General features: G+C 66.3%; 14 protein-coding genes. All 14 read right to left on the bottom strand.

The window, feature by feature from the left end:
* Nucleotides 1–692: 692 nt before the first annotated feature.
* The 14 genes from JS528_RS09360 to JS528_RS09295 all read right to left on the bottom strand — a co-directional run bounded on the left by JS528_RS09360 (nucleotide 693) and on the right by JS528_RS09295 (nucleotide 19,782).
* Nucleotides 693–1,661 carry a hypothetical protein gene (locus JS528_RS09360; RefSeq protein ID WP_214358793.1) on the bottom strand — a complete coding sequence of 323 codons (969 nt, stop codon included), beginning with the start codon at nucleotides 1,659–1,661 and terminating at the stop codon, nucleotides 693–695.
* Nucleotides 1,662–2,441: 780 nt separating this feature from the next.
* Nucleotides 2,442–4,229, bottom strand: a complete 1,788-nt coding sequence (locus tag JS528_RS09355; protein WP_214358792.1) for an ABC1 kinase family protein — start codon at nucleotides 4,227–4,229, stop codon at nucleotides 2,442–2,444.
* Nucleotides 4,230–4,364: 135 nt separating this feature from the next.
* On the bottom strand, nucleotides 4,365–4,646 hold the full coding sequence (locus JS528_RS09350) for a phasin family protein (RefSeq protein ID WP_214358791.1): 282 nt from the start codon (nucleotides 4,644–4,646) through the stop codon (nucleotides 4,365–4,367).
* A gap of 138 nt (nucleotides 4,647–4,784) precedes the next feature.
* Nucleotides 4,785–5,552, bottom strand: coding sequence for a type 1 glutamine amidotransferase (locus JS528_RS09345; RefSeq protein WP_214358790.1), 768 nt, complete (start codon nucleotides 5,550–5,552; stop codon nucleotides 4,785–4,787).
* Between the two features lie 14 nt (nucleotides 5,553–5,566).
* A complete protein-coding gene (locus JS528_RS09340) occupies nucleotides 5,567–7,000 on the bottom strand; it encodes a Mur ligase family protein (protein ID WP_214358789.1) in 1,434 nt (477 codons plus the stop codon).
* 7 nt (nucleotides 7,001–7,007) lie between these two features.
* Nucleotides 7,008–8,519, bottom strand: coding sequence for a replicative DNA helicase (dnaB, locus tag JS528_RS09335; protein ID WP_420838211.1), 1,512 nt, complete (start codon nucleotides 8,517–8,519; stop codon nucleotides 7,008–7,010).
* 258 nt (nucleotides 8,520–8,777) lie between these two features.
* The gene (locus tag JS528_RS09330; RefSeq protein WP_240541445.1) at nucleotides 8,778–10,118 is read right to left on the bottom strand and encodes an MATE family efflux transporter; all 1,341 of its coding nucleotides are present in this window, start codon (nucleotides 10,116–10,118) and stop codon (nucleotides 8,778–8,780) included.
* Nucleotides 10,119–10,844: 726 nt separating this feature from the next.
* On the bottom strand, nucleotides 10,845–12,731 hold the full coding sequence (locus JS528_RS09325; RefSeq protein ID WP_214358787.1) for a [protein-PII] uridylyltransferase family protein: 1,887 nt from the start codon (nucleotides 12,729–12,731) through the stop codon (nucleotides 10,845–10,847).
* Nucleotides 12,732–12,886: 155 nt separating this feature from the next.
* Nucleotides 12,887–13,225 carry a P-II family nitrogen regulator gene (locus JS528_RS09320; protein WP_101622482.1) on the bottom strand — a complete coding sequence of 113 codons (339 nt, stop codon included), beginning with the start codon at nucleotides 13,223–13,225 and terminating at the stop codon, nucleotides 12,887–12,889.
* A gap of 1 nt (nucleotide 13,226) precedes the next feature.
* Nucleotides 13,227–14,513: an ammonium transporter gene (locus JS528_RS09315; RefSeq protein ID WP_214358786.1), complete on the bottom strand. Its 1,287-nt coding sequence runs from the start codon at nucleotides 14,511–14,513 to the stop codon at nucleotides 13,227–13,229.
* A 322-nt stretch (nucleotides 14,514–14,835) separates the two neighbouring features.
* Nucleotides 14,836–15,984, bottom strand: a complete 1,149-nt coding sequence (gene ftsY, locus JS528_RS09310) for a signal recognition particle-docking protein FtsY (RefSeq protein ID WP_214358818.1) — start codon at nucleotides 15,982–15,984, stop codon at nucleotides 14,836–14,838.
* 1,208 nt (nucleotides 15,985–17,192) lie between these two features.
* Nucleotides 17,193–17,645 carry a hypothetical protein gene (locus JS528_RS09305; RefSeq protein ID WP_214358785.1) on the bottom strand — a complete coding sequence of 151 codons (453 nt, stop codon included), beginning with the start codon at nucleotides 17,643–17,645 and terminating at the stop codon, nucleotides 17,193–17,195.
* A gap of 175 nt (nucleotides 17,646–17,820) precedes the next feature.
* Entirely contained in the window at nucleotides 17,821–18,867 is a 1,047-nt protein-coding gene (locus tag JS528_RS09300; protein ID WP_214358784.1) for a glycosyltransferase family 2 protein, read from the bottom strand.
* Between the two features lie 135 nt (nucleotides 18,868–19,002).
* Nucleotides 19,003–19,782: a TetR/AcrR family transcriptional regulator gene (locus JS528_RS09295; RefSeq protein ID WP_240541444.1), complete on the bottom strand. Its 780-nt coding sequence runs from the start codon at nucleotides 19,780–19,782 to the stop codon at nucleotides 19,003–19,005.
* Nucleotides 19,783–19,816: the final 34 nt, after the last annotated feature.

Below are 19,816 nucleotides of genomic sequence, written 5' to 3'. Positions count from 1 at the left end.
AAGTCAAATCAGAACGCAACCATCCTTGGAATTTCAGGCGTTTCTCCCATTGTTATCATTTCTTTATTTCAACGGTTTCATACTATCGAGGACCGTGAGGCCAAGGTCTGCGCACGGAAGACGCCGATCATCCCGGGAACAACATGATCCGGCCCCTCTTTCGCATCACGCGCCAGACCTGCCACTTCTTCAACGGCATCGGCCTGCCGCTGCCCTCTTCCGCATCACGCACCGGACCTGCGCCTAAGGGATCCTGCCGGATCCGACTACACCCCTGATTACCCGCCACCCCCACCATGACCGTACGCTGAGCCCTCCTAGGCGTACGTCTTCCGTGGCCCGACCGGTCCTACCCCCTGTTTTCGTACGCCAAGCGATGGCCAGCATACGAAAACAGGGAGTTCGACCCGAATACCCACCGACAACGTACGCCAGGACGAACCCAACGTACGAAAAGCGGGGGTTGGGATGTGGAACCACGGGGAACGTACCCGATTCCCGACGTGCCGGCGCATCCCCGTCCACCGGCGAGATATGAGGCCACGGGGAACGTACCCGGCCCCAACATGCGGCAACGTGAACCCATTCCAGCCGGGTCGGAACCACGGGGAACGTACCCGTCCTCCAACAGGAACCCACCGACGGCCGGAATCGGAGGAAACATAACCGGACCCACGGGCCGGCGAGTCGAATCACCATGGACGACCGACCCAAGGCACCCCGACCTCGGAGAGCATACGAACCAAGGGCTTCTGCGCCACGACGTCGTCGTAATCGCAGTGAAGGACCGTCGTGACTCCAAGCGTCCGCAACGTCTGGTCTCGGTTCAGCTGGGCACCGACCACCTGTTTCACCGATCGACGTCCGGCCATGGAGGGATCGGAGTATTTGCGCATGCCGTCGTATTCCAGCACGATGATCCGCCCGTCATGAAGACGCCATAGGAAATCCACGCGGAACGTGCGATCCGCGGTTCGGAACTCCACCTGGAACTCGGGTACGGCGAATCCGCTGAGCACCGTCACGCCGTAGGTCATCGACTCGCCACCGTTCTCGCACTTGCCGTTGGCATACCTGAGCGCTCTCTCCACCGCAGTGCAGTCGGCGCGCATCCCGCGACACACCGCCCGCACCTCATCCATATCCACTCCCCTGCGGATGGCGGAGTCGAACATCGGCAGGGCCTGCAGGAACGAAGCTTCCGACGCGCAGTCCACCAGCGATCTCGCGGCACCGGTAACGGGAATACCCGCAACCATCACGGGCCGGATCGCCGGCACGAAGACACGCCGCAACGTATAGGCCCCCTGGGCCAAGGGCGTCCTGTCGCCCCTGCCACGGTCATCCGCAACCATCAGCTCACCGGCATGCATCCGCCACGTATGATCGAAACCATACGCATCGATAGCCGTCAGACCGGCGAACACCCATTTCAGATGCATCAGATGCAACGCCCGAGCCACATGCAATGACTGCTGACACGCGTTCAGCCCTCTCCAATACTCCGCTCTGGCGTACACATTCGGATACGGCGCAACCAGTTCACCGACGCCGAGTCGCCGATGCAAGGCTCGACGGGACGCGTCGTCGGCGCCGTACAGACATCTCCGCTGCGATTCGGCTTCACGAATCAGATCATTCACTACCTTGTGCTGTCTCATGATTCCACGGTATTGGACGGGGAAGGGGAACGCCACATCCGCATACGGGATGGGAATAACGGTTCACGGTCCGGTGGATGAACCTCCCCGACGTCCGAAAAATGTGGATAACTCCTCCCAGATTGGTCCGGTCACGGATGAACGGCCACCTGGGATGAATAAGACGGCGCATTGCATCCGAGAGGCCAACGACCCCAGCCACATGACATCATGTCTCGGATACGACGACCACGAATCGGGCCACCGGAGCTCATCATCCGGAGGTTGAGCGGCTTCCCCACCATGACCGTACGCTGAGTCCGCCTAGGCGTACGTCTTCCGTGGCTCTACCGGTCTTACCCCCTGTTTTCGTACGACAAGCGACGGCCAGCATACGAAAACAGGGGGCTTGATCCGGATACCCACCGACAACGTACGTCAGGATGGGCTCAGCGTACGAAAAGCGGGAGTTGGGGATGTGGGACCACGGGGAACGTACACGATTCCCAACAATATTCCCCACTGCCGTCTCCCGTAGGGTTGTGGAGCCACGGGGAACGTACTCAACTCCCGACGTGCGGCAACGTGAACCCATTCCAGCCGGGCGAGGGACCACGGGGAACGTACCCGGGCCCCGACAGGAGCCCACTGACGATCGGAATTACGGGAAACGCAACCGGGGACACCCAGGTCGGAGCTGCTCCTCGCCTTCAACTACGGAGCACATCGAAACGTAACCGGGGACACCCGGGCCGGAGGCCACGGGTGAACGGCCGGCCCCGGACGGAGGACCGACGAGGGCTAGCGCTTCTTGGACTTGCGGCCCTTCAAGTAGATGTCGAGGACGATCCAGCAGCCGAGGATGAAGGCGACGACGTAGCCCAGGAAGCCGACGATCGGGATGCCGAAGATGATCGGCTTCATGCCGGCGTAGTAGACGATCGACGAGCCGATGAACAGGCCGACGACGATGAGGGCCATCGTCAGACGATTGACCATGTCGGACAGCAATTGGAATGGCTCCTGGGAGCCGACGAGCTCCATGTTCATGCGCAATTGGCCGCGCGTGAGCATACGGGCGGCGACGTTGAGCTCGCTCATCGCGTCGAGCGCGCTGTGCAGGGCCACGTGCCCCTCGACGCCCAGGGACTTGAGCTCGTCCTCGACGGTCTGCTTGGTGGTCTTCGACGTGGCGATGTGCTGCGAGATGATCTCGATCATGTTCACGTCGGGGATGAACTCGTCCAACAGGCCCTCGAGCGTGACGAGCGCGCGCCCGACCGTCGTGATCGTGCTCGGCACCTCGATGCCGTGCCGCTGCGCGAGCGAGGTCAGGGCCGTGATGAACGCGGCAATGTCGAGGTCGGCGAGCTCGACCGTGCCGTACTCCTTGACGATCACGTCGAGGTCGGCGAGCAACGCGGGGTAGTCGGCCGGATCGGCCTCGGCGCCGGCGAAGCGCAACAGGCCGTCGGCCAGGGATGGCGAGTCGTGCTTGGCGACGGCGAAGATCATCTCCTTCATGACCGCGCGCGTCTTCGAGTCGAGACGCCCGGTCATGCCGAGGTCGATGAGCACGATCTGCCCGCCGCGCACGATGATATTGCCCGGGTGCGGGTCGGCGTGGAAGAAGCCGTCGTCGAGGATCTGCGTGGCGTAGTTGTCGACGAGCTTGGTGCCGATGTCCTTGAGGTCGTAGCCGGCGGCGACCAGTTCGCCGGAGTGCGAGACGGAGATGCCGTCGACGTACTCCATGACGACCACGTGCTCGGTGCACAGGTCCGGGTACGGCGTCGGGCAGTCCATGTACTTGAACCGCGAGGCGAACCGCTTGAATTCGGCGAGATTGCGGGCCTCGACGAGGAAGTCGGTCTCCGATTCGAACGTGTCCCACAGCTCCTCGACCACGCCCTTGAGGTCGACGATCTGCGAGGAGCCGATCACCTTGGTCGCGGCCTTGGCGATCGAGCGCATGATGGAGACGTCCTGCGCCATCGTCTCGCGCACGCCGGGGCGCTGGACCTTGACGGCGACGTCCTCGCCGGAGACGAGCGTGGCGCGGTGGACCTGCGCGAGCGAGGCGGAGCCCAAGGGCTTGGGGTCGATGTGCGCGAAGATCGTGTCGATCGGACGGCCGTATTCGCCCGAGAGCACGTCGATGACGGTCTGGTAGGGCATCGGATCGGCGTCGGCGCGCAGCTTGGCGAGCTCGTCGCAGAAGCTCAGCGGCAGGATCTCGGAGCGCATCGACAGGATCTGGCCGACCTTGACGAACGTGGGGCCGAGCGCCTCGAACATCAGGCGCATCTTGACCGGGGTCAGACCCTTCAGGGCGTCGAACTGGTTGACGATGCGCGTGATCTGCGCGAGACGCTTGGCCTTGCCCCAGCGGGTCAGATGGTAGCGCTGGGAGAAGTCGTCGCGGTGCGCGCCGAACAGGCCGATGGTCTCGGCGTACGCCGGGTACGCACCGGACGGGTAGTACGGCGATTCGGCGGAGGCGCGGACGCTCTCGGCCGACGGGGCGGCCGACTCCTTCGGCGCCTTGTCCGGAGAGGGGCGCTGCGACGTCGTATCTTCGGTTGTCATGTCTGCGACCTCCCTATCCTCTCCGGGTCATCCGCGCTCATCCGCGGCACTACGCAAGACGGGAGCGTCCCCGCGCCGACGTCACGGCTCGGGGTCCGCTCCCATGTGATTCATACGGCCCGACGGCCGGTCGACTCAGACCTCGGACGGCTTGTCCTCGGTCTCCTCCGCCGGGGTCTCGGCGTCGTCGGACTTGGCGGCGCGCTTCTCGTCGTCCTTGTCGGCGTCCTTGACGAGGGACTCACCCACCTTGCGCTTGAGCTCGGTGTTGAGGCTCTTGCCCTGCTCGACGGTCAGCTCGCCCTTCTTGACGAGGTCGTCGACGAGCTCGCTGCCCTTCTCGTATCCGGTGGCGAGGGCGCCGATGCCCGCCAGCACGACCTTGCGCAGGCCGTCACCCAAATCGAAATCAGCCATGATGTCCCTCCTTGTGAGGCCGGGCGCGGCCTGATGCCGCGCGCTCGTAGTTCTTAGGGTACTCCAACGGGGTCCGCCCGATTATTGGACGACACCCACGGATTCCGTCTGCCCGGCCGCCCGGACCGGCCCGGTCCGTCAGCGCGGACGAGCGGCGGCGACCTCGCGGGCCTTGGCGGCGACCTCGTCGAGGCGCGCGAGCTCGGCGGCCTGATCCGGGGTCTGCGCGTCCGTGGCGAGACGGCCGTCGTTGAGTTCGCCGTAGCGGCGTTCGACGGCGTTGCGGATGAGGAAGTCGGCGATGAGCGGGTTCTTCGGCAGCAGCGAGCCGTGCATGTACGTGCCGATCACGTTGTTGAAGCGCGCGCCCTCGGTGAAGTCCTCGCCGTTGTTGCCGCGCCCCTCCTCGTCGACCGAGCCGAGCGGCGACGTGCCCTCACGCAGGAACGTCTGTCCGGAGTGGTTCTCGTAGCCGATGATGTCGCCGAAGTCGTCGGAGTGCTCGACGAGGTTGCCGATCATGCGCACGTCCTTGCCGATCGTGTACGCGCCGATCACGCCGATGCCTTCGAGACGCGAGCCCTCGACGGTCTCGAAGTACTCGCCGAACAGCTGGTACATGCCGCAGATCATCAGCATCGGCGTGCCGTGGAACGCGAGCGAGCGGATCAGGTCGGCGCGTTTGAAGAAGTCGTCGATGATCTTGCTCTGGCCGCTGTCCTGGCCGCCGCCGCCGAGGATCAGGTCGACGTGGTCGGGCCAGTCGTCGCCCTGGTTGTACTGGTGGATGACCGGCTCGTAGCCGTACAGTTCGAGGCGGCGGCGGATCGTGAGCACGTTGCCGGAGTCGCCGTAGATGTTCATGTCCTTCGGGTAGAGGGACATCACGTCGATCGTCTTTCCCATTGTCGGAAACCTCCTTACTTGCCCACGCCGGCGTCGGCGACGTGCGCGATGCGGCCCAGTGCGGCGCGCACCTTGAGCATCGCGGTGTACGTGCAGTAGATGTGCTTGCGGGTGCCGGGGTTGCGCGCGACGAACGCTGCGAGCGCGGCGTCGATGTCGGTGTCGACCGCGCCGACCGGCACCTGGTCGTAGCCGAGGCGCAGGGCCATGTCCCACGCGCGCACGCCGGAGACCTGCGCGACGCCGGTTTCACGCAACGACGTGAAGTCGACGTCCCACAGCCAGCTCATGTCGCGGCCGTCGGCGTACTCGTCGTTGATGACGATCATCGTGTCGGCGCCCTCGGGCGGGAAGCTCGCGAGCGAGAGGCGGAAGCCCATCGGGTTCTTGACGAGCAGCAGCTCGGTCGGCGAACCGTTCACGTCGATGACCTCGCCGCGGCCGAACGCCGGGGTGACGCGCGAGACGGCGGCGATGAGGTCGTCGTCCTTCGCCTGGGCGAACCGGCGCAGACGCGCGCGGAAGTCGGACACCGGCGTGCCGGCCGAGGCGCCGGCCACGGACGGGGTGCGCGCGATGGCGTCCCGCCGCACCGCGCGTACGACGGCGAGCGCGGCGGCGGCGTTGTACAGGTTGTACACGCCCTCGAGCCTGACGTCGGTGTGGTGTTCGTCGCCGTCCATGAGGAACGTGGCGGCGTGGTCGCCGACCGCGGTGAGGGTGACGTCAGCGGGCAGGGCGGCCTCCGAACCAGCGGAGGCGGATGAGCCGGCCACGGACGGCGATGCGGCGGACGTCTCCCCCTCGACCGACACGGTCGTGGCCATGTCGTCGTCGGACGGGAAGAAGCGCTTGAGGTCGTCGGACAGGCCGAAGTAGCGCACTCCGGTGCCGGCGGGCGCGAGTCTGGCGAGGCGCGCGATGCGCGGGTCCTCGCGGTTGAGCACGACGGTGCCGTCGGTCGCGGCGGCGGCCTTGCCGAGCAGGCGCGCGGTGTTGTCGATCTCGCCGAAGCGGTCGAGCTGGTCACGCATCACGTTGAGCAGGAGCGAGTAGCGGGGGCGGACCTGATGCACGAAGTGCACGGCGTATGCCTCGTCGAGTTCGAGCACGGCGATGTCGGCGTCGAGCCGTCCGGCCAGCGATACGGTCTGGAGCAGCGCGGAGACGACGCCGCGCGTGAAGTTCGATCCGGTCGGGTTGGTGAACACCTTGAGTCCCAGATCGGAGAGCATCGAGGCGACCATGCGCGTGGTCGTGGTCTTGCCGTTCGTGCCGGAGACGAGGACGACGCCGAGCGGCAGCTGCGCGAGCGTGCGCGCGAGGAACGTCGGGTCGATCGTCTCGACGATCTTGCCGGGGAACGCGGATCCGCCGTGGTGCAGCGTGCGCGACGCCCAGCGCACGCCCTTGCCGATCAGCGGCGTCGCGAAGGAATTCCATGCCATATCTCTCTCACACCCCTTGGTTGTTGTAGTCCTGCGGCATGTCCTTGAACTTCGACGTGGCGCCGAGGAACGCCAGGTGGAAGGTCTCGGTGGGGCCGTTGCGGTGCTTGGCCATGATGATGTCGGCCTCGCCCGGACGGTCCTCCTTGTCGTAGAAGTCGGGCCTGTGGACCAGGAACACCACGTCGGCGTCCTGCTCGATCGAGCCGGACTCGCGCAGGTCGGACAGCTGCGGTTTCTTGTCGTTGCGCATCTCCGGGCCGCGGTTGAGCTGCGAGAGCGCCACGACCGGCACCTCGAGCTCCTTGGCGAGGAGCTTGAGCGCGCGGGAGAACTCGGAGACCTCCTGCTGGCGGGATTCGACCTGCTTGCCGGAGGTCATGAGCTGCAGGTAGTCGATGACGACGAGCTTCAGGTCGTTGGTCTGCTTGAGGCGGCGGCACTTCGCGCGGATCTCCATCAGGCTCATGTTCGGGCTGTCGTCGATGAACAGCGGGGCGTCGTCGAGCTTCGCCCAGAACGAGTTGAGCGTGTTCCAGCGCTCCGGCGTGATCTCGTCGGCGCGGCGCAGGGCGCCCAGCGGAATGTCGGTCTCGGCGGAGATGATGCGCTGCGCGAGCTCCACCTTGCTCATCTCGAGGCTGAACACGATCGTCGTCAGCCCGTGGTGCAGGGCGGCGGCGCGCGCGAAGTCGATGCCGAGCGTCGACTTGCCCATGGCCGGGCGGCCGGCGACGACGACCATCTGACCGGGCTGCAGGCCCTGCGTGATGTCGTCGATGTCGCGGAAACCGGTGGGCACGCCCTTGTTGACGAGACCCTGCTGGAGCTTGTCGATCTGGTCGAGCGCATCGTGCACGACCGGCGCGATCGCGGAGTAGTCCTGACGCACCTTGCCGACGGACATCTCGTACACCTCGGCCTGGGCGAGATTGACGACGTCCTCGGCCTGCGAGCCCTCGGCGGAGTAGCCGAGCTGGGCGATCTTCGTGCCGGCGGCGATCACGTTTCTGAGGATCGCGCGCTGGTGGACGATCTCGGCGTAGTACGTGGCGTTCGCGGCGGTCGGCACGGACGCGACGAGCGAGTGCAGGTAGTCGGTGCCGCCGACCTTGTCGAGGTCGCCGCTCTTGAGCAGCTGGTTGGCGACGAGCACCGCGTCGACCGGCTGCGAGGCGGAGAACAGGTTGATGATCGCCTCGTAGATGGTCTGGTGCTTCGGCTGGTAGAAGTCGGTGACCTCGATCATCTGCGAGACCTCGCCGATGGCGTCCTTGCTCATGAGCATGCCGCCGAGCACGGCCATCTCCGCGTCGTCGTCGTGCGGGGGCACGCGGTCGAACAGCGCGTCGCGCACCGGGGTGCCGGTCGCGCCGGGCACGTAGCCGTCGCCGCGGCCGTTGCCGCCGCGTCCGAAACGGCCGGAGCCGCCGTTGCGGCCGTAGCGGCCCGAACCGCCGCCCGATCGCGACGACTCCGCCGCATCGATCGGGTCGACCGGCCCGTCGACGGGGCCCATGTCGACGGGCTCCAGATCGTCCGGACCCGCGTCGAAGCCGGCGTCGTGCGGTTCGTTATCCCAAGGTTCCTCAGCCATAAGGCCACAGTATAGATTCACCGTGCGCCGTGGGAGGGCGCGGTGCGGAATCGTCACGTTCCCGGCGAGTCGGACGATATCCCGGCCTCCCCGCCGAGGGGAGCCGGCGGACACGGGCCGACTGAACGGAGTTCAAGCCCGACCTTCTCACCTCGGTCCGCATCCACGGACGGCGCGACCTCAGACGTCCAGCCACCCACCGCCGCGCACGCGCAGGCCGTTGGCCAGTCCCCTGCCGCCCATGAGGACGACGTTGAACGCGGACCAGAGCAGCACGGTGCGGGCGAGGTCGTTCGGGAGCGACGGCGTGACGAATCCGGTCAGGACGAGCAGGGCCGCAATGTACGCGGTTGCCGTCGCCAGGCACGTCGCGGCAAGGTAGCGGTAGTCGCGCGCGCCGATGAGGATGCCGTCGAGCGCCATCATCCACCCCTGCAGCGGCAGGAACAGGCCCATCGTGACCATGCCGACCGCGACCAGCAGCTGGATCGCGGGGTTCGGCGAGAAGAGGTGCCCGGCGAACAGGCCGGCGAGCGCGAAGCCGACGCCGATGACAGCGCCGACCGCGAGCCCCATGTGTCCGGTCACACGGGTGAGTCCTCGGGCGCGGGCCAGTGCGCCGGCGCCGAGCGCCGAGCCGACCAGCGTCTGGCCGGCGATGCCGACCGAATCGAGCATGTTCATCGCGAAGTTCCACGACGAATTGACCGCCTGGAATCCGGCGAGCACCTCGGTGCCCATTCGCGCGGCGCAGGCCACGGTCGCGACCATCGCGGCGCGGATGGCGAGCGTGCGCACGAACAGGGGCAGTCCGTCGCCGCCGGCGCGCGCGATGCCGGCCGCGCTGGGGCACAGACTCGCGCCGTCGGCCCGCGCCCACAGGACCGCGGGGACGGCGAGGAACAGGCCCATGTACCACTGCGCGATCAGCGTGGCCACGCCGGAGCCGACGATGCCCCAGCCGAAGCCGAACACGAACAGCACGTCGAGCACGGTGTTGAGCAGGGCGCCGCCGACCGCGGCGATCAGGGTGATGCGCACCTTCTGCAGTCCGCGGAACACGCCGTTGGCGGAGTAGACGAGCAGCATGCCGGGCGCGCCGAGCACGACCGCCCGCGTGTAGGCGACGGCCTGATCAAGCACCGCGCCCTGTCCGCCGAGCGCGCGGCACAGCGGTTCGGCGGCCGCGAACAGGCCGACGCCGAGCACGACGCCGATGCCGAGGGCGAGCCACAGTCCGTCGATGCCGGCCTGCAGGCCCTCGCGCCGGCGGCCCGCACCGAGCAGGTGCGCGACCTGCGCGGTGGTCGAGTACGCGAGGAAGATGCACAGGCCGACGGCCGTGAGGATGATCGTCGAGCCGATCGACAGGCCGGCGAGCGCCGCGTCGCCGATGTGCCCGACGATCGCGGTATCGATGAGGACAAACGCAGGCTCCGCGATGAGCTGCCCGAACGTGGGCACCGCCAGCGCAAGGATGCGGCGGTACGTGGAACGCATGTCCGACGCCCCGGCGGGCATCCCGCCGCCGGATGCTCCACCGGACACCCCATCGCCGGATTGCTTCGGTCCCGTCGTACGTCGCTCCATGTCATTCTCCTCCGCGGACCGTTCCATCTGCGATCCCGCCCCAACCTACACGCAACGACTCCCCTCTTGCGTGCGGACCGAGAACGCGTATGGCTTCATCTCCGTGCCATGCACACGGATGAGGCATCGATCACGGGAGTCTTCCACCTCGCGCATGCATCCGTTCACCAGCCGTTCAGCCTCGATTACCACGCGATTCCACGTCAAGCAAGTCGCCGTTTGACGCCGGAGAAGTTATCCCCAACTTATCCCCCGCTTATCCCCAAGTTATCCACCAAGTTATCCCCACGTTGTGGATAACTCAAGCCATTTTCCGCCTCATCACCCCCAAAAATGTGGATAACTTTTTCTTATCCACAACCCTCCCCCGCGTGTCGCACCGCACACACCCCATGTGCACTTCACCCCAGCCGCTCCCAACCTCTGGCGCGGCAGATGGTCGCGGCGGTGCGCGCGTAACACCCGTACGCAACGAAGTGAGGGGCGACGGTTTCCCGTTCGCGACCGTAGGCTTGGCTGCTGAGCCGTAAAGGAGCAATCCGGTGGATTGCTCCTAGGCGAAGTGAGCAGCTGCGCTGCGAAGGCCAGCGTCAGCTGGCGCCCGGAGCGTGTCGCGAACGGGAAACCGTCGCCCCTCACGCCCACCCACCAACAAAATCACAGCTGTGCGCGCACCGCCGCGACCATCTGGCGCGCTAACGTCTCCCTCCACTTGCTCCACCCGTACCGCTTGGTGATCGCCTCCTCGGGCGTCGCCCCGAGTGACGACCCGTCCGCGCGCGTCAGATCGTAGAGCATGTCGAGCAGCACCGGATCATGTCCCACGCGGTCAGCCAGCTCGCGCCCGGTCGCCGGATCGTTCGGATCGCGCCCGGTGGCGAACTCGCTCAGCGTCAGATGCTCGCGCACGAGGAGCGTGACCATGCGCACGGTATCGTCGTCGAAGCCCATGCGCCTGGCGATGACCGGCGCATGGCGCGCGCCCTCGGCCGCATGGTCGGCCACGCCGGAGCGCTTGCCGATGTCGTGCAGCAGTCCGGCGAGCAGCAGCGCCGTGTAGTGGTGGTCGTCGTAGCGCACCACGCCGTCGGATCCGGCGATCTCGCCGTCGACCTTCCCCGAACGGGCCGCTGCGGACGGGAACCCGCAGTCGTGGCCCAGACGCGTCACCACCTCGATCGTGTGACGGTCGATCGTGTAGCGGTGCGCGGCCGACACCGACGGACGGTTGCGGATACCGAGCCATTCGGGCATCCATTTGCCCGGAATGTCGGCGAAGTCGATCTCCTCCCACACGTCCAGCAGCGACGGGCCGCACGCGAGCAGGTCGACGAACAGGGCGCGCGTGTCGGCATCCCAACGATTGGAGTGGATCGGGCAGCGGCGCAGATTCGTGAGCGTCCCCGGGTTGATCGGCAGCTCGCGGCGACCGGCCTCGAGGGCGACGCGCAGCGCGAGCGACGCATCGGCCGACGGGTCGGCGCCGGGGGCGAGCACGATCTCACCCTCGTGCGCGGCGACGCCGGGGGCGAGGATGTCGAACTTCGGCGCCTCGCGATGGCCGCCGGCGCGCTGAGAGAACATCTGGAAGAACGCGAACCGCGGCTTCTCGTGCGTGAGCGAATGCTCGGCGCGCGAGGCGGTCGAGTCGAGCGAGAACGCGATGCGCCGGCCGATGCGCGCGAGCATCGTCTGCATGTCCTCGATCGCCTTGGCCTCGCGCTCGCCGCCGGACGGCAGGGTCGGGTCGGCGAGGCCGAGCATCGCGGCGACCTTGTCCTGATAGGGCGTGAGCAGCAGGTTCGTGTCCTTGTTCGCGACCAGATGGATGCAGTCGCGCACGTCGAGCAGGCGTTCGACGGCCTCGTCGTACACGCCGTGCGGGCGGTCGGCCAGCCAGGAGACGGCGAGCGCGGACACGAGGACCGAGTCGCGCAGGCCGCCGCGCGCCTCCTTGACGTCGGGTTGGTTGAGGTACTGGAGCCGGCCGAACTCGTCGAGGCGCGACTTGGCGGAGTCGAGGAGTTCGGGCAGGCGCTTGCGCGCGGCCTTGCGCCAGCGTTCGAGAATGGAGTTGGAGGTCTCGGTGATGAGCGCGGTGTCGCCGGCGATCGGGTCGACGTCGAGCCATCCCATCGCCGCGGGCAGGTCGTGGTCGGTGACCGACTCGCACTGCTGGCGCGTGCGGATGGAGTGGTCGAGGTCGAGCCCGGAGTCCCACAGCGGGTACCACAGCTTGTTGGCGAGTTCGTTCAGCTGCTGGTCGTTGATCGCGTGGGGGTCGTAGATGATGACGAGGTCGAGGTCGGAGGACGGGCCTATCTGGCCGCGGGCGAGCGAGCCGACGGCGGCGAAGCCGATGCCGTGGTCGGGCACGGCGAAGCTCACGCCGTCGACGGCCTCGGCCCACAGCTGTTTGAGGCAGCGCATCGCCAGTTCGGTACGGGCCCTGCGTTTGGCCGCGCCGCCTCGGTACACGCCGTCGTCGTCCGGACGGCTCAGTTCCATGAATCGCTGCTTCAACCCATCCACCGCACTGGTCATGGTGTTTCCTTTACGTCAATCCTCAATCGTTCAATCGTCAAATCGGTCCGAATACGACGGAATCCCCGCACGGCTGTGACAAGCGGCATGCGGGGATTCCCTGTCTATTGATGGCCCGAACCCTTACAACAAGTCCGGACGTCTGTGGCTATCCGTCAGATCGCGGCGGAACCGGACTCGCCGGTGCGCACGCGGGTGACGGAGTCGAGCGGCGCGACCCAGACCTTGCCGTCGCCGATGGTTCCGGTGCCGGCGGCCTTGACGATCACGCCCACGAGGGTTTCGGCGTCCGCGTCGTCGGCCAGAACCTCGACGCGAATCTTCGGAATCAGATCGACGGTGTATTCGGCGCCGCGGTAGACCTCGGTGTGGCCGCGCTGACGGCCGTAGCCGTTGGCCTCCGAGACGGTCAGGCCGTGCACGCCGGCGGCCGCGAGGGCCTCCTTGACGTCGTCGAGCTTATGGGGCTGAATGATTGCGGTGATGAGCTTCATCTCACCTCACCTCCTTGAGAACGGAGCTGGCGGTACCAGCAAAATCGTAAGCACGTTCGCCCTGATCGGCAAGATCGATGCCGCCGACCTCCTGGGCTTCGGTGACGCGCCAACCGATCGTCTTCTCGAGGGCGAAGGCGATGATCGCGGTGATGACGGCGGAGTAGACGATGGCGCACAGGGCGATGACGAGCTGGACGACCAGCTGCTTCCAATCGCCGCCGGCCAGCAGGCCGGTGCCCTCACCGAAGAAGCCGACCAGGACGGTGCCGGTGAAGCCACCGACGCCGTGGACGCCGACGACGTCGAGGGAGTCATCGTAGCCGAACTTGAACTTGAGACCGCAGGCGAGGCAGGTCAGGACGCCGGCGATCGCGCCGAGGACGATGGCCCACAGCGGGGAGACCACATCGGCGGCCGGGGTGATGGCGACCAGGCCGGCGACCATACCGGAGGCGGCGCCCATCGCGGTGTAGTGGCCGGAGCGGATCTTCTCGGTGAAGCCCCAGGAGAGCATGGCGGCGGCGGTCGCGGCGGAGGTGGAGACCCAGGCGTAGCCGGCGGTGCCGTTGGCGGCGAAGGCGGAGCCGGCGTTGAAGCCGAACCAGCCGAACCACAGCAGGAAGGCACCGAGCATCACGAACGGCACGTTGTGGGGGCGGAACGGCTGCACGGCGAAGCCCTTGCGCTTGCCGATGATCAGCACGATCACGAGCGCGGCGACTGCGGCGTTGATGTGGACGACCGTACCACCTGCGAAATCGTGGGCGGTGGCGCCGATGGCGGTGGAGATCGCACCGGTGCCGGACAGCAGGCCGCCGTTCCAGACCATGTGCGCCATCGGGGCATAGTCGAATGTGACCCACAGGGCGACGAAGATCATCCAGGTGCTGTACTTGACGCGCTCGGCGATGGCGCCGCAGATCAGGCCGACGGTGATCATCGCGAAGGCGACCTGGAAGGCCACATCGATGGAGACCGGGTACTTGTTCGCGTTCAGGCCGGTCGTGGTGAACACGCCGTCCTTGGCGACCATCGAATCCTTCAGCAGGAAGCCGGAGGCCGGATCACCGAAGATACCGGCGACGTCGGAACCCGCGTAGGCGATGGACCAGCCCCACAGGGTCCAGATGATCATGGTGACCGACAGCGCGGCCGCCTCGAGCATAAGCATGTTCAGCACGGCCTTCGCGCGAACCATGCCACCGTAGAAGAACGCCACACCCGGCGTCATGAGGAAAACCAGGGACGCGGAAGTCAAAATCCATGCGGCATTTCCGGAATCCATGTCTACCTCCCTCTCTTATGTATCTCTCCCCGGCGGGCCGGTGCGCGTCGCGTCGTATGTCGCGCGATCCGTGCGGCGGGTCGGGTCTCTGTTCGTTATTGCCGTCCCCTTGCGGGGCTAACAGTTCGGTAGTGAACGCCCGATTGGTTTTCGTTTCGTTACGGCAGGTTACGCGATTGTTAATCGCGCGGGGGTCGGTTCGGGCATGCGAAAGGCCCCGAACCGTTGCGGTTGTGGCTGGTTCGGGGCCTTGGTCCGTTTGTTACGGATGTTCGCTTCGTGCGATCGCGGGTGATGTTCCGTCGTTCACATCGTGGATGGGCTACGCCAGGATGCCGTCTACGAAGCCTTCGGGGTCGAAGGGGGCCAGGTCGTCGGGGCCTTCGCCTAGGCCGACGAGCTTGACGGGGACGCCCAGGGCCTTCTGGACGGAGACGACGATGCCGCCCTTGGCGGAGCCGTCGAGCTTCGAGAGGACGACGCCGGTGATGCCGATCGCCTCGGCGAACACCTTGGCCTGGGTCATGCCGTTCTGGCCGGTGGTGGCGTCGAGGACGAGGAGGACCTCGTCGACCGGCAGGTTCTTCTCCGTGACGCGGCGGATCTTGCCGAGCTCGTCCATCAGGTTGGCCTTGTTCTGGAGGCGCCCGGCGGTGTCGATGATGAGGACGTCGGCGTTGTCCTCCTTGGCCTTGGCGCTGGCCTCGAACGCGACGGACGCCGGGTCGGCGCCGTCCTTGTCGGAGCGGACGACCGGCACGTTGACGCGGGCGCCCCACGTCTCGAGCTGGTCGGCGGCGGCGGCACGGAAGGTGTCGGCCGCGCCCATGACGACCTTCTTGTTCTCGGAGACGAACAGTCGGGCGAGCTTGCCGGCGGTCGTGGTCTTGCCGGTGCCGTTGACGCCGACCATGATGATGACGCTCGGCTTGTTCGCGCCGGGCTTGTCGGCGTTGAGGCGACGGTCGGTGTCGCGTCCGACCAGATCGAGGAGCTTCTCCTTGAGGGCGGCGCGCACCTGGTCCGGGGTGGACTTGCCGGTGACGCGGGCGTCGGTGCGCAGGTCGTCGACGAGATCCATCGACGCCTCGGCGCCGACGTCGGCGAGCAGCAGCGTGTCCTCGACGTCCTCCCAGTCGGCTTCGGACAGGTTGTCCTTGGCGAGGATGTTGAACAGGGCCTTGCCGAACGGGTTGCTCGACTTGGCGAGCTTCTCCTTGAGACGGGTCAGTCGCGAGCCGACCTTCTCGGGCGCCTCGGTCTTCGGCTTCGCCGGGGCGGGAGCGGGCTCGGGTTCGGCCGGGGTGACCGGCTCCGCAGGAACAACCGGCTCGGGCTGAGCGGGTTCCGGCTCGGCGACCGGGGCGGATTCGGTGACGGGCTTCTGCTCGGCCGGGGCGGCCTTGGGTTCAGAGACGGGTTCCGGCTCGGCCGCGGGCGCGGGCTCGGCCGCCTCGGCGGCGGATTCAATCGGTTCGGTCTCGACGGCCGATTCCGCAGCAGTCTGAGGCTCCTCGGAGGTCGGCTCTTCCTTGGGCTCGCCGGACGACTCGGCCTCGGCGACTTCCTCGGCCGCGGACTTCTCGGCAACCGGTTCCTCGGCGGGTTCGCCGGCAGCGGTTTCAGCCTCAGAGGGCGCTTCCGCGGCCGGTTCGGGCTCCGAGGACTCAGTCGATTCGGACTTTGCGGGTTTCGCCGCGGGGGCAGGCGCCGGAGCAGATTCGGCCTCTACGGCTTCCTCAGTGGTGGACTGCTCGGCGGCCGGGTTGGACTCGGCTGCTGATTCCTCAGTCGGCTCGGGCTCGACAGCCGGCGCCGCGGCGGGCTGGGGTTCGACGGTCGACGGCTTCCGGTCCGTCTCCGGCTTTGCGGATTCGGGGGTCTCAGGCTCCGGAGCGGGCTTCTCGGCCTGCACGGCCTTGCGCTCCTCTTCTTCCCGGAGCCTGTCCTGCTCCTCCTGCTCGTGGAGCTGCTCGCGCTCCTCGAAGACCTTGTCAAGATCGCGCTTGCGCGACTTGGAGAACCACACGGCGAGCAGGATCAGGACGATCGCGACTACGCCGACGCCAATCATGGCCAAAGTATTGCTATCCATGACCCCCAGTCTAATGAAGGGCGCCTATTCCCCCAATCGACAAGTCCAACGGACTCAGCGAACCGCGCACATAGACAATCCTCGAACTCGGAACAGCTCGCCGCTAGGAGCACGACCATGCTTCCATGTGATCAAGCATCACGATCCGCCAACTTCTGGTGCTTTCGTCAACCTCATCATTGAAATTCCATGGTTCGGAAGCCCGCCCTTGGCACAACTCACGGATTTAGTCCCGCAATATGCGTTGTCCCAGATTCGCTTGGGACAACATCGCGAATCGACGATTTTCGGATATCGTGCCAACCCTCCTCCGAGACCTTCCCAACCCACTCATTGGAATTCCGCGGTTTTGGGGATCTTGATCTTGGGACAACTCACGGATTCGGGCATGACATGGGTGTTGTCCCAGATCGGCTTGGGACAACACCCGAAATCAAGCGCGAAAGACGCGTTGTACCGAGAGAATTTGGTACGCGATGTAAAAAACGGCCGAAGCGGCACGTAGTGCCAACTTCGACCGTCTCGAGCTCGCATCCGTAAGCCGGAACCGCCATCATGGATGACCCGAGCACGTAGTCTGAGGTTCACTCCGCGTCGGCGCCGGTAGAGGCGATCGCGGCCTTGGCGGCGGCGTCGAGGCTGCTCGTCGCACCGCGCAGGTTGTCGGCGTAATCGCGGATGGACTGGATGGCGTTGTCGACGTCCTGCTGCGAGCCGTTGGCCGGACAGGTCGGCGCGTCGCCGAGCGCGTCGACCTCGGCCCGAGCCGCCTTGAGATCCTTGAGTACAGACGGGTCCTGCACGTCCTTGGCGGTGAGCTTGGCCGCCTCGTCGGCCGACTCCTGCGTAGTCTTCAGGTCCTCCTGATGGGCGGCGAGCGCCTCGACCTGCAGCTGGCAGTTCTCGATGGACTCGGCGGAGGCCTTGCCGCCGCCGTTGGTCAGCATGAACGCCACGACGGCGACCACGACCACCACGATCACGGCGACGACGCCGATGATCAGGCCCTTCTTTGACTTCTTCTTCTCGTCCTGCATGATTGCACACTCCTTCGTTCTCGCAACGGCTCATCGCCTGGCAAACCGAAGAAAGCCTACTCGCAGGCCGAGGAACCGCAACCGGCGCTCACCACGTGGGACGGAAACGTCCAGCACCGATCGGGGTGATCATCTGGGAAACCGAATCGCCACCCCGCAGACGGGGCGAGACGGATCAGTTGAAGCCGACGACACGCTCGGCGACCTTGTAGCCCCAACGGATCACGAAACGCCCGACCGAGCCGTGCAGGTTCAGCGCGCGCGACATCGGCTTGCGGCGCACATCCTTGTAGATCGACTCGGAATGGGCCTCGATGTCGCGCCACAGCTGGCGCTTCTTCTCGTAGTTCTCCGGATCGCGCGAGAGGATCAGGAACACGCTCGCCACCGAGCTCTCGATCGCGAGGAAGTGGATCATGTACTTGTACAGACCGTCCGGCACGGTCCCGCGCTCCGGCGTCGCCTCGACCATGCAGTGGTTCACGCGGATCAGCTGGTCGACGCGGCGGATCATCACGTCGGTCTGCACGCTCTGGCCGTCACGTCCGATGAAGTAGTGGTAGAACGGCGTGTCCAGGTATCGCAGGGAACGCACCCACGGGAACGGCTGATACGCGTAGATGAAGTCGACGTAGAACGTGTGCTCGGGCAGCTGCATGCCGGACCGGCGCACCACGTCGGTGCGGAAGATCAGCGCGTGCATCAGGATGTACTCGGCGAGGCCGAAGTGGCCCATGTCGTCCCACGTGAGGCGCTCCCCCGCCTTCATCGCGTGGCGGAAGTTGACCTCGTGCTTGTGGCGCTTGCCGACCTTGTCGTACACGTAGTTGGTCACGAGCATGTCGACCGGGTCGTCGCCCACGGCCTCGTCGCGCAACACGCTCATCACCTGTTCGAGCGACTCCGGACCGACCCAGTCGTCGGCGTCCACGACCTTCACGTACATGCCGCGCGCCGCCGCGATGCCGGTGTTGACCGCGCCGCCGTGGCCCTTGTTCGGCTGGTGGATCGCGCGCACGACGCCGGGGAGGCGGCGTTCGAACGCCTGCGCGACCTCGAGCGTGGAGTCCTTCGAGCCGTCGTCGACGATGAGCACCTCGATGTCGTCGATGCGCCTCGCCGCCGTGAGCGAGTGCACGCAGCGCTCGAGATAGGTCTCCATGTTGTAGGCCGGAACTACGAAGGTGAGCGTCTTCGCCGTCGGCGTCGCCGGTTGTGTCATATGGTCTCGGTCCTCAACATCACAAGTCTGGTGGTAACTTTCAACGCCACACACTAGCACTCATTCGGCTAGGGCGGCGCTAACCCACACTTTCTGCACTTTTCGGCTCACGTTCCGGCGGCGGGCCGGCCGCCGTCAGATGGACCCGTCGACCTCATGACCGGCCCCGGACTCGCCCGGGGACAACGGGGACGGAACGTCGGCCGTCGCCCCGTGCGGCGCGGATTCCGTCGCGTCGGACCGCCCGACCTCGCCCTCGGGAGTCTTGTCCTCGACATTCCCGGCGCCCCCGGCCGCACGCCTGACGGCCTTGCGCCCCTCGAAGATGAGCTTGGGCTTGGAGTCGAGCCGGCTCAGGCCGTGCCAGGCGAGGTCCACGATGTACGCGGCCAGCTGCTCCTTGCTCACCTTGGGCCGGTCCGCCCAGTACTGTCCGGTGAACACGGTCATGCCGACGAGCATCTGCGCGTAGTACGGCACGCCCTTCGGAGAGAGCTTCTGGCGCTTGAACGTGGCCGTGAGCAGGTCCTCGACGCGCATCGAGATGTCGCCGAGGAGCGAGCTGAACGAGCCGGACGGGTCGGTGCTCGGCGAATCGCGCGAGAGCACCTGGAACCCCTCCGCGTTCTCCTCGATGTAGGTGAGCAGCGCGAGGGCGGTGCGTTCGACGATCTGGCGCGGGTGCATCGTCGGGTCCTCGAGCGCGGCGGTGAGCGTGCCGGTCAGCGCCTGCATCTCGCGGTCGACGATCACCGCGTACAGGCCCTCCTTGCCACCGAAATGCTCGTAGACAATCGGCTTGGAGACCTTCGCGTGACTGGCGATCTCCTCCACGCTCACCGCCTCGAACCCCTTGGCCGCGAACAGCGACCGTCCGATGCGGATGAGTTGCTCCCGTCGCTGGTACGACGTCATGCGTGAGGAATTGGCCATGGAATCGAGCTTAGCC

Origin of the sequence: Bifidobacterium santillanense, from assembly GCF_018555385.1 — a bacterium.
Lineage (GTDB): Bacteria > Actinomycetota > Actinomycetes > Actinomycetales > Bifidobacteriaceae > Bifidobacterium > Bifidobacterium santillanense.
The sequence above is the reverse complement of the archived record's forward strand: the minus strand, read 5'-3'. Positions and strand labels throughout refer to the sequence as shown.

What these genes read in the sequence shown, in the direction of transcription:
- JS528_RS09345 (WP_214358790.1), bottom strand. Translation starts at nt 5,552, where the DNA reads ATGGGAAAGACGATCGACGTGATGTCCCTCTACCCGAAGGACATGAAC.
- JS528_RS09315 (WP_214358786.1), bottom strand. Translation starts at nt 14,513, where the DNA reads ATGGATTCCGGAAATGCCGCATGGATTTTGACTTCCGCGTCCCTGGTT.
- JS528_RS09305 (WP_214358785.1), bottom strand. Translation starts at nt 17,645, where the DNA reads ATGCAGGACGAGAAGAAGAAGTCAAAGAAGGGCCTGATCATCGGCGTC.
- JS528_RS09330 (WP_240541445.1), bottom strand. Translation starts at nt 10,118, where the DNA reads ATGCCCGCCGGGGCGTCGGACATGCGTTCCACGTACCGCCGCATCCTT.
- dnaB (WP_420838211.1), bottom strand. Translation starts at nt 8,519, where the DNA reads ATGGGCCCCGTCGACGGGCCGGTCGACCCGATCGATGCGGCGGAGTCG.
- JS528_RS09320 (WP_101622482.1), bottom strand. Translation starts at nt 13,225, where the DNA reads ATGAAGCTCATCACCGCAATCATTCAGCCCCATAAGCTCGACGACGTC.
- JS528_RS09300 (WP_214358784.1), bottom strand. Translation starts at nt 18,867, where the DNA reads ATGACACAACCGGCGACGCCGACGGCGAAGACGCTCACCTTCGTAGTT.
- JS528_RS09325 (WP_214358787.1), bottom strand. Translation starts at nt 12,731, where the DNA reads ATGACCAGTGCGGTGGATGGGTTGAAGCAGCGATTCATGGAACTGAGC.
- JS528_RS09340 (WP_214358789.1), bottom strand. Translation starts at nt 7,000, where the DNA reads ATGGCATGGAATTCCTTCGCGACGCCGCTGATCGGCAAGGGCGTGCGC.
- JS528_RS09295 (WP_240541444.1), bottom strand. Translation starts at nt 19,782, where the DNA reads ATGACGTCGTACCAGCGACGGGAGCAACTCATCCGCATCGGACGGTCG.
- JS528_RS09355 (WP_214358792.1), bottom strand. Translation starts at nt 4,229, where the DNA reads ATGACAACCGAAGATACGACGTCGCAGCGCCCCTCTCCGGACAAGGCG.
- JS528_RS09350 (WP_214358791.1), bottom strand. Translation starts at nt 4,646, where the DNA reads ATGGCTGATTTCGATTTGGGTGACGGCCTGCGCAAGGTCGTGCTGGCG.
- JS528_RS09360 (WP_214358793.1), bottom strand. Translation starts at nt 1,661, where the DNA reads ATGAGACAGCACAAGGTAGTGAATGATCTGATTCGTGAAGCCGAATCG.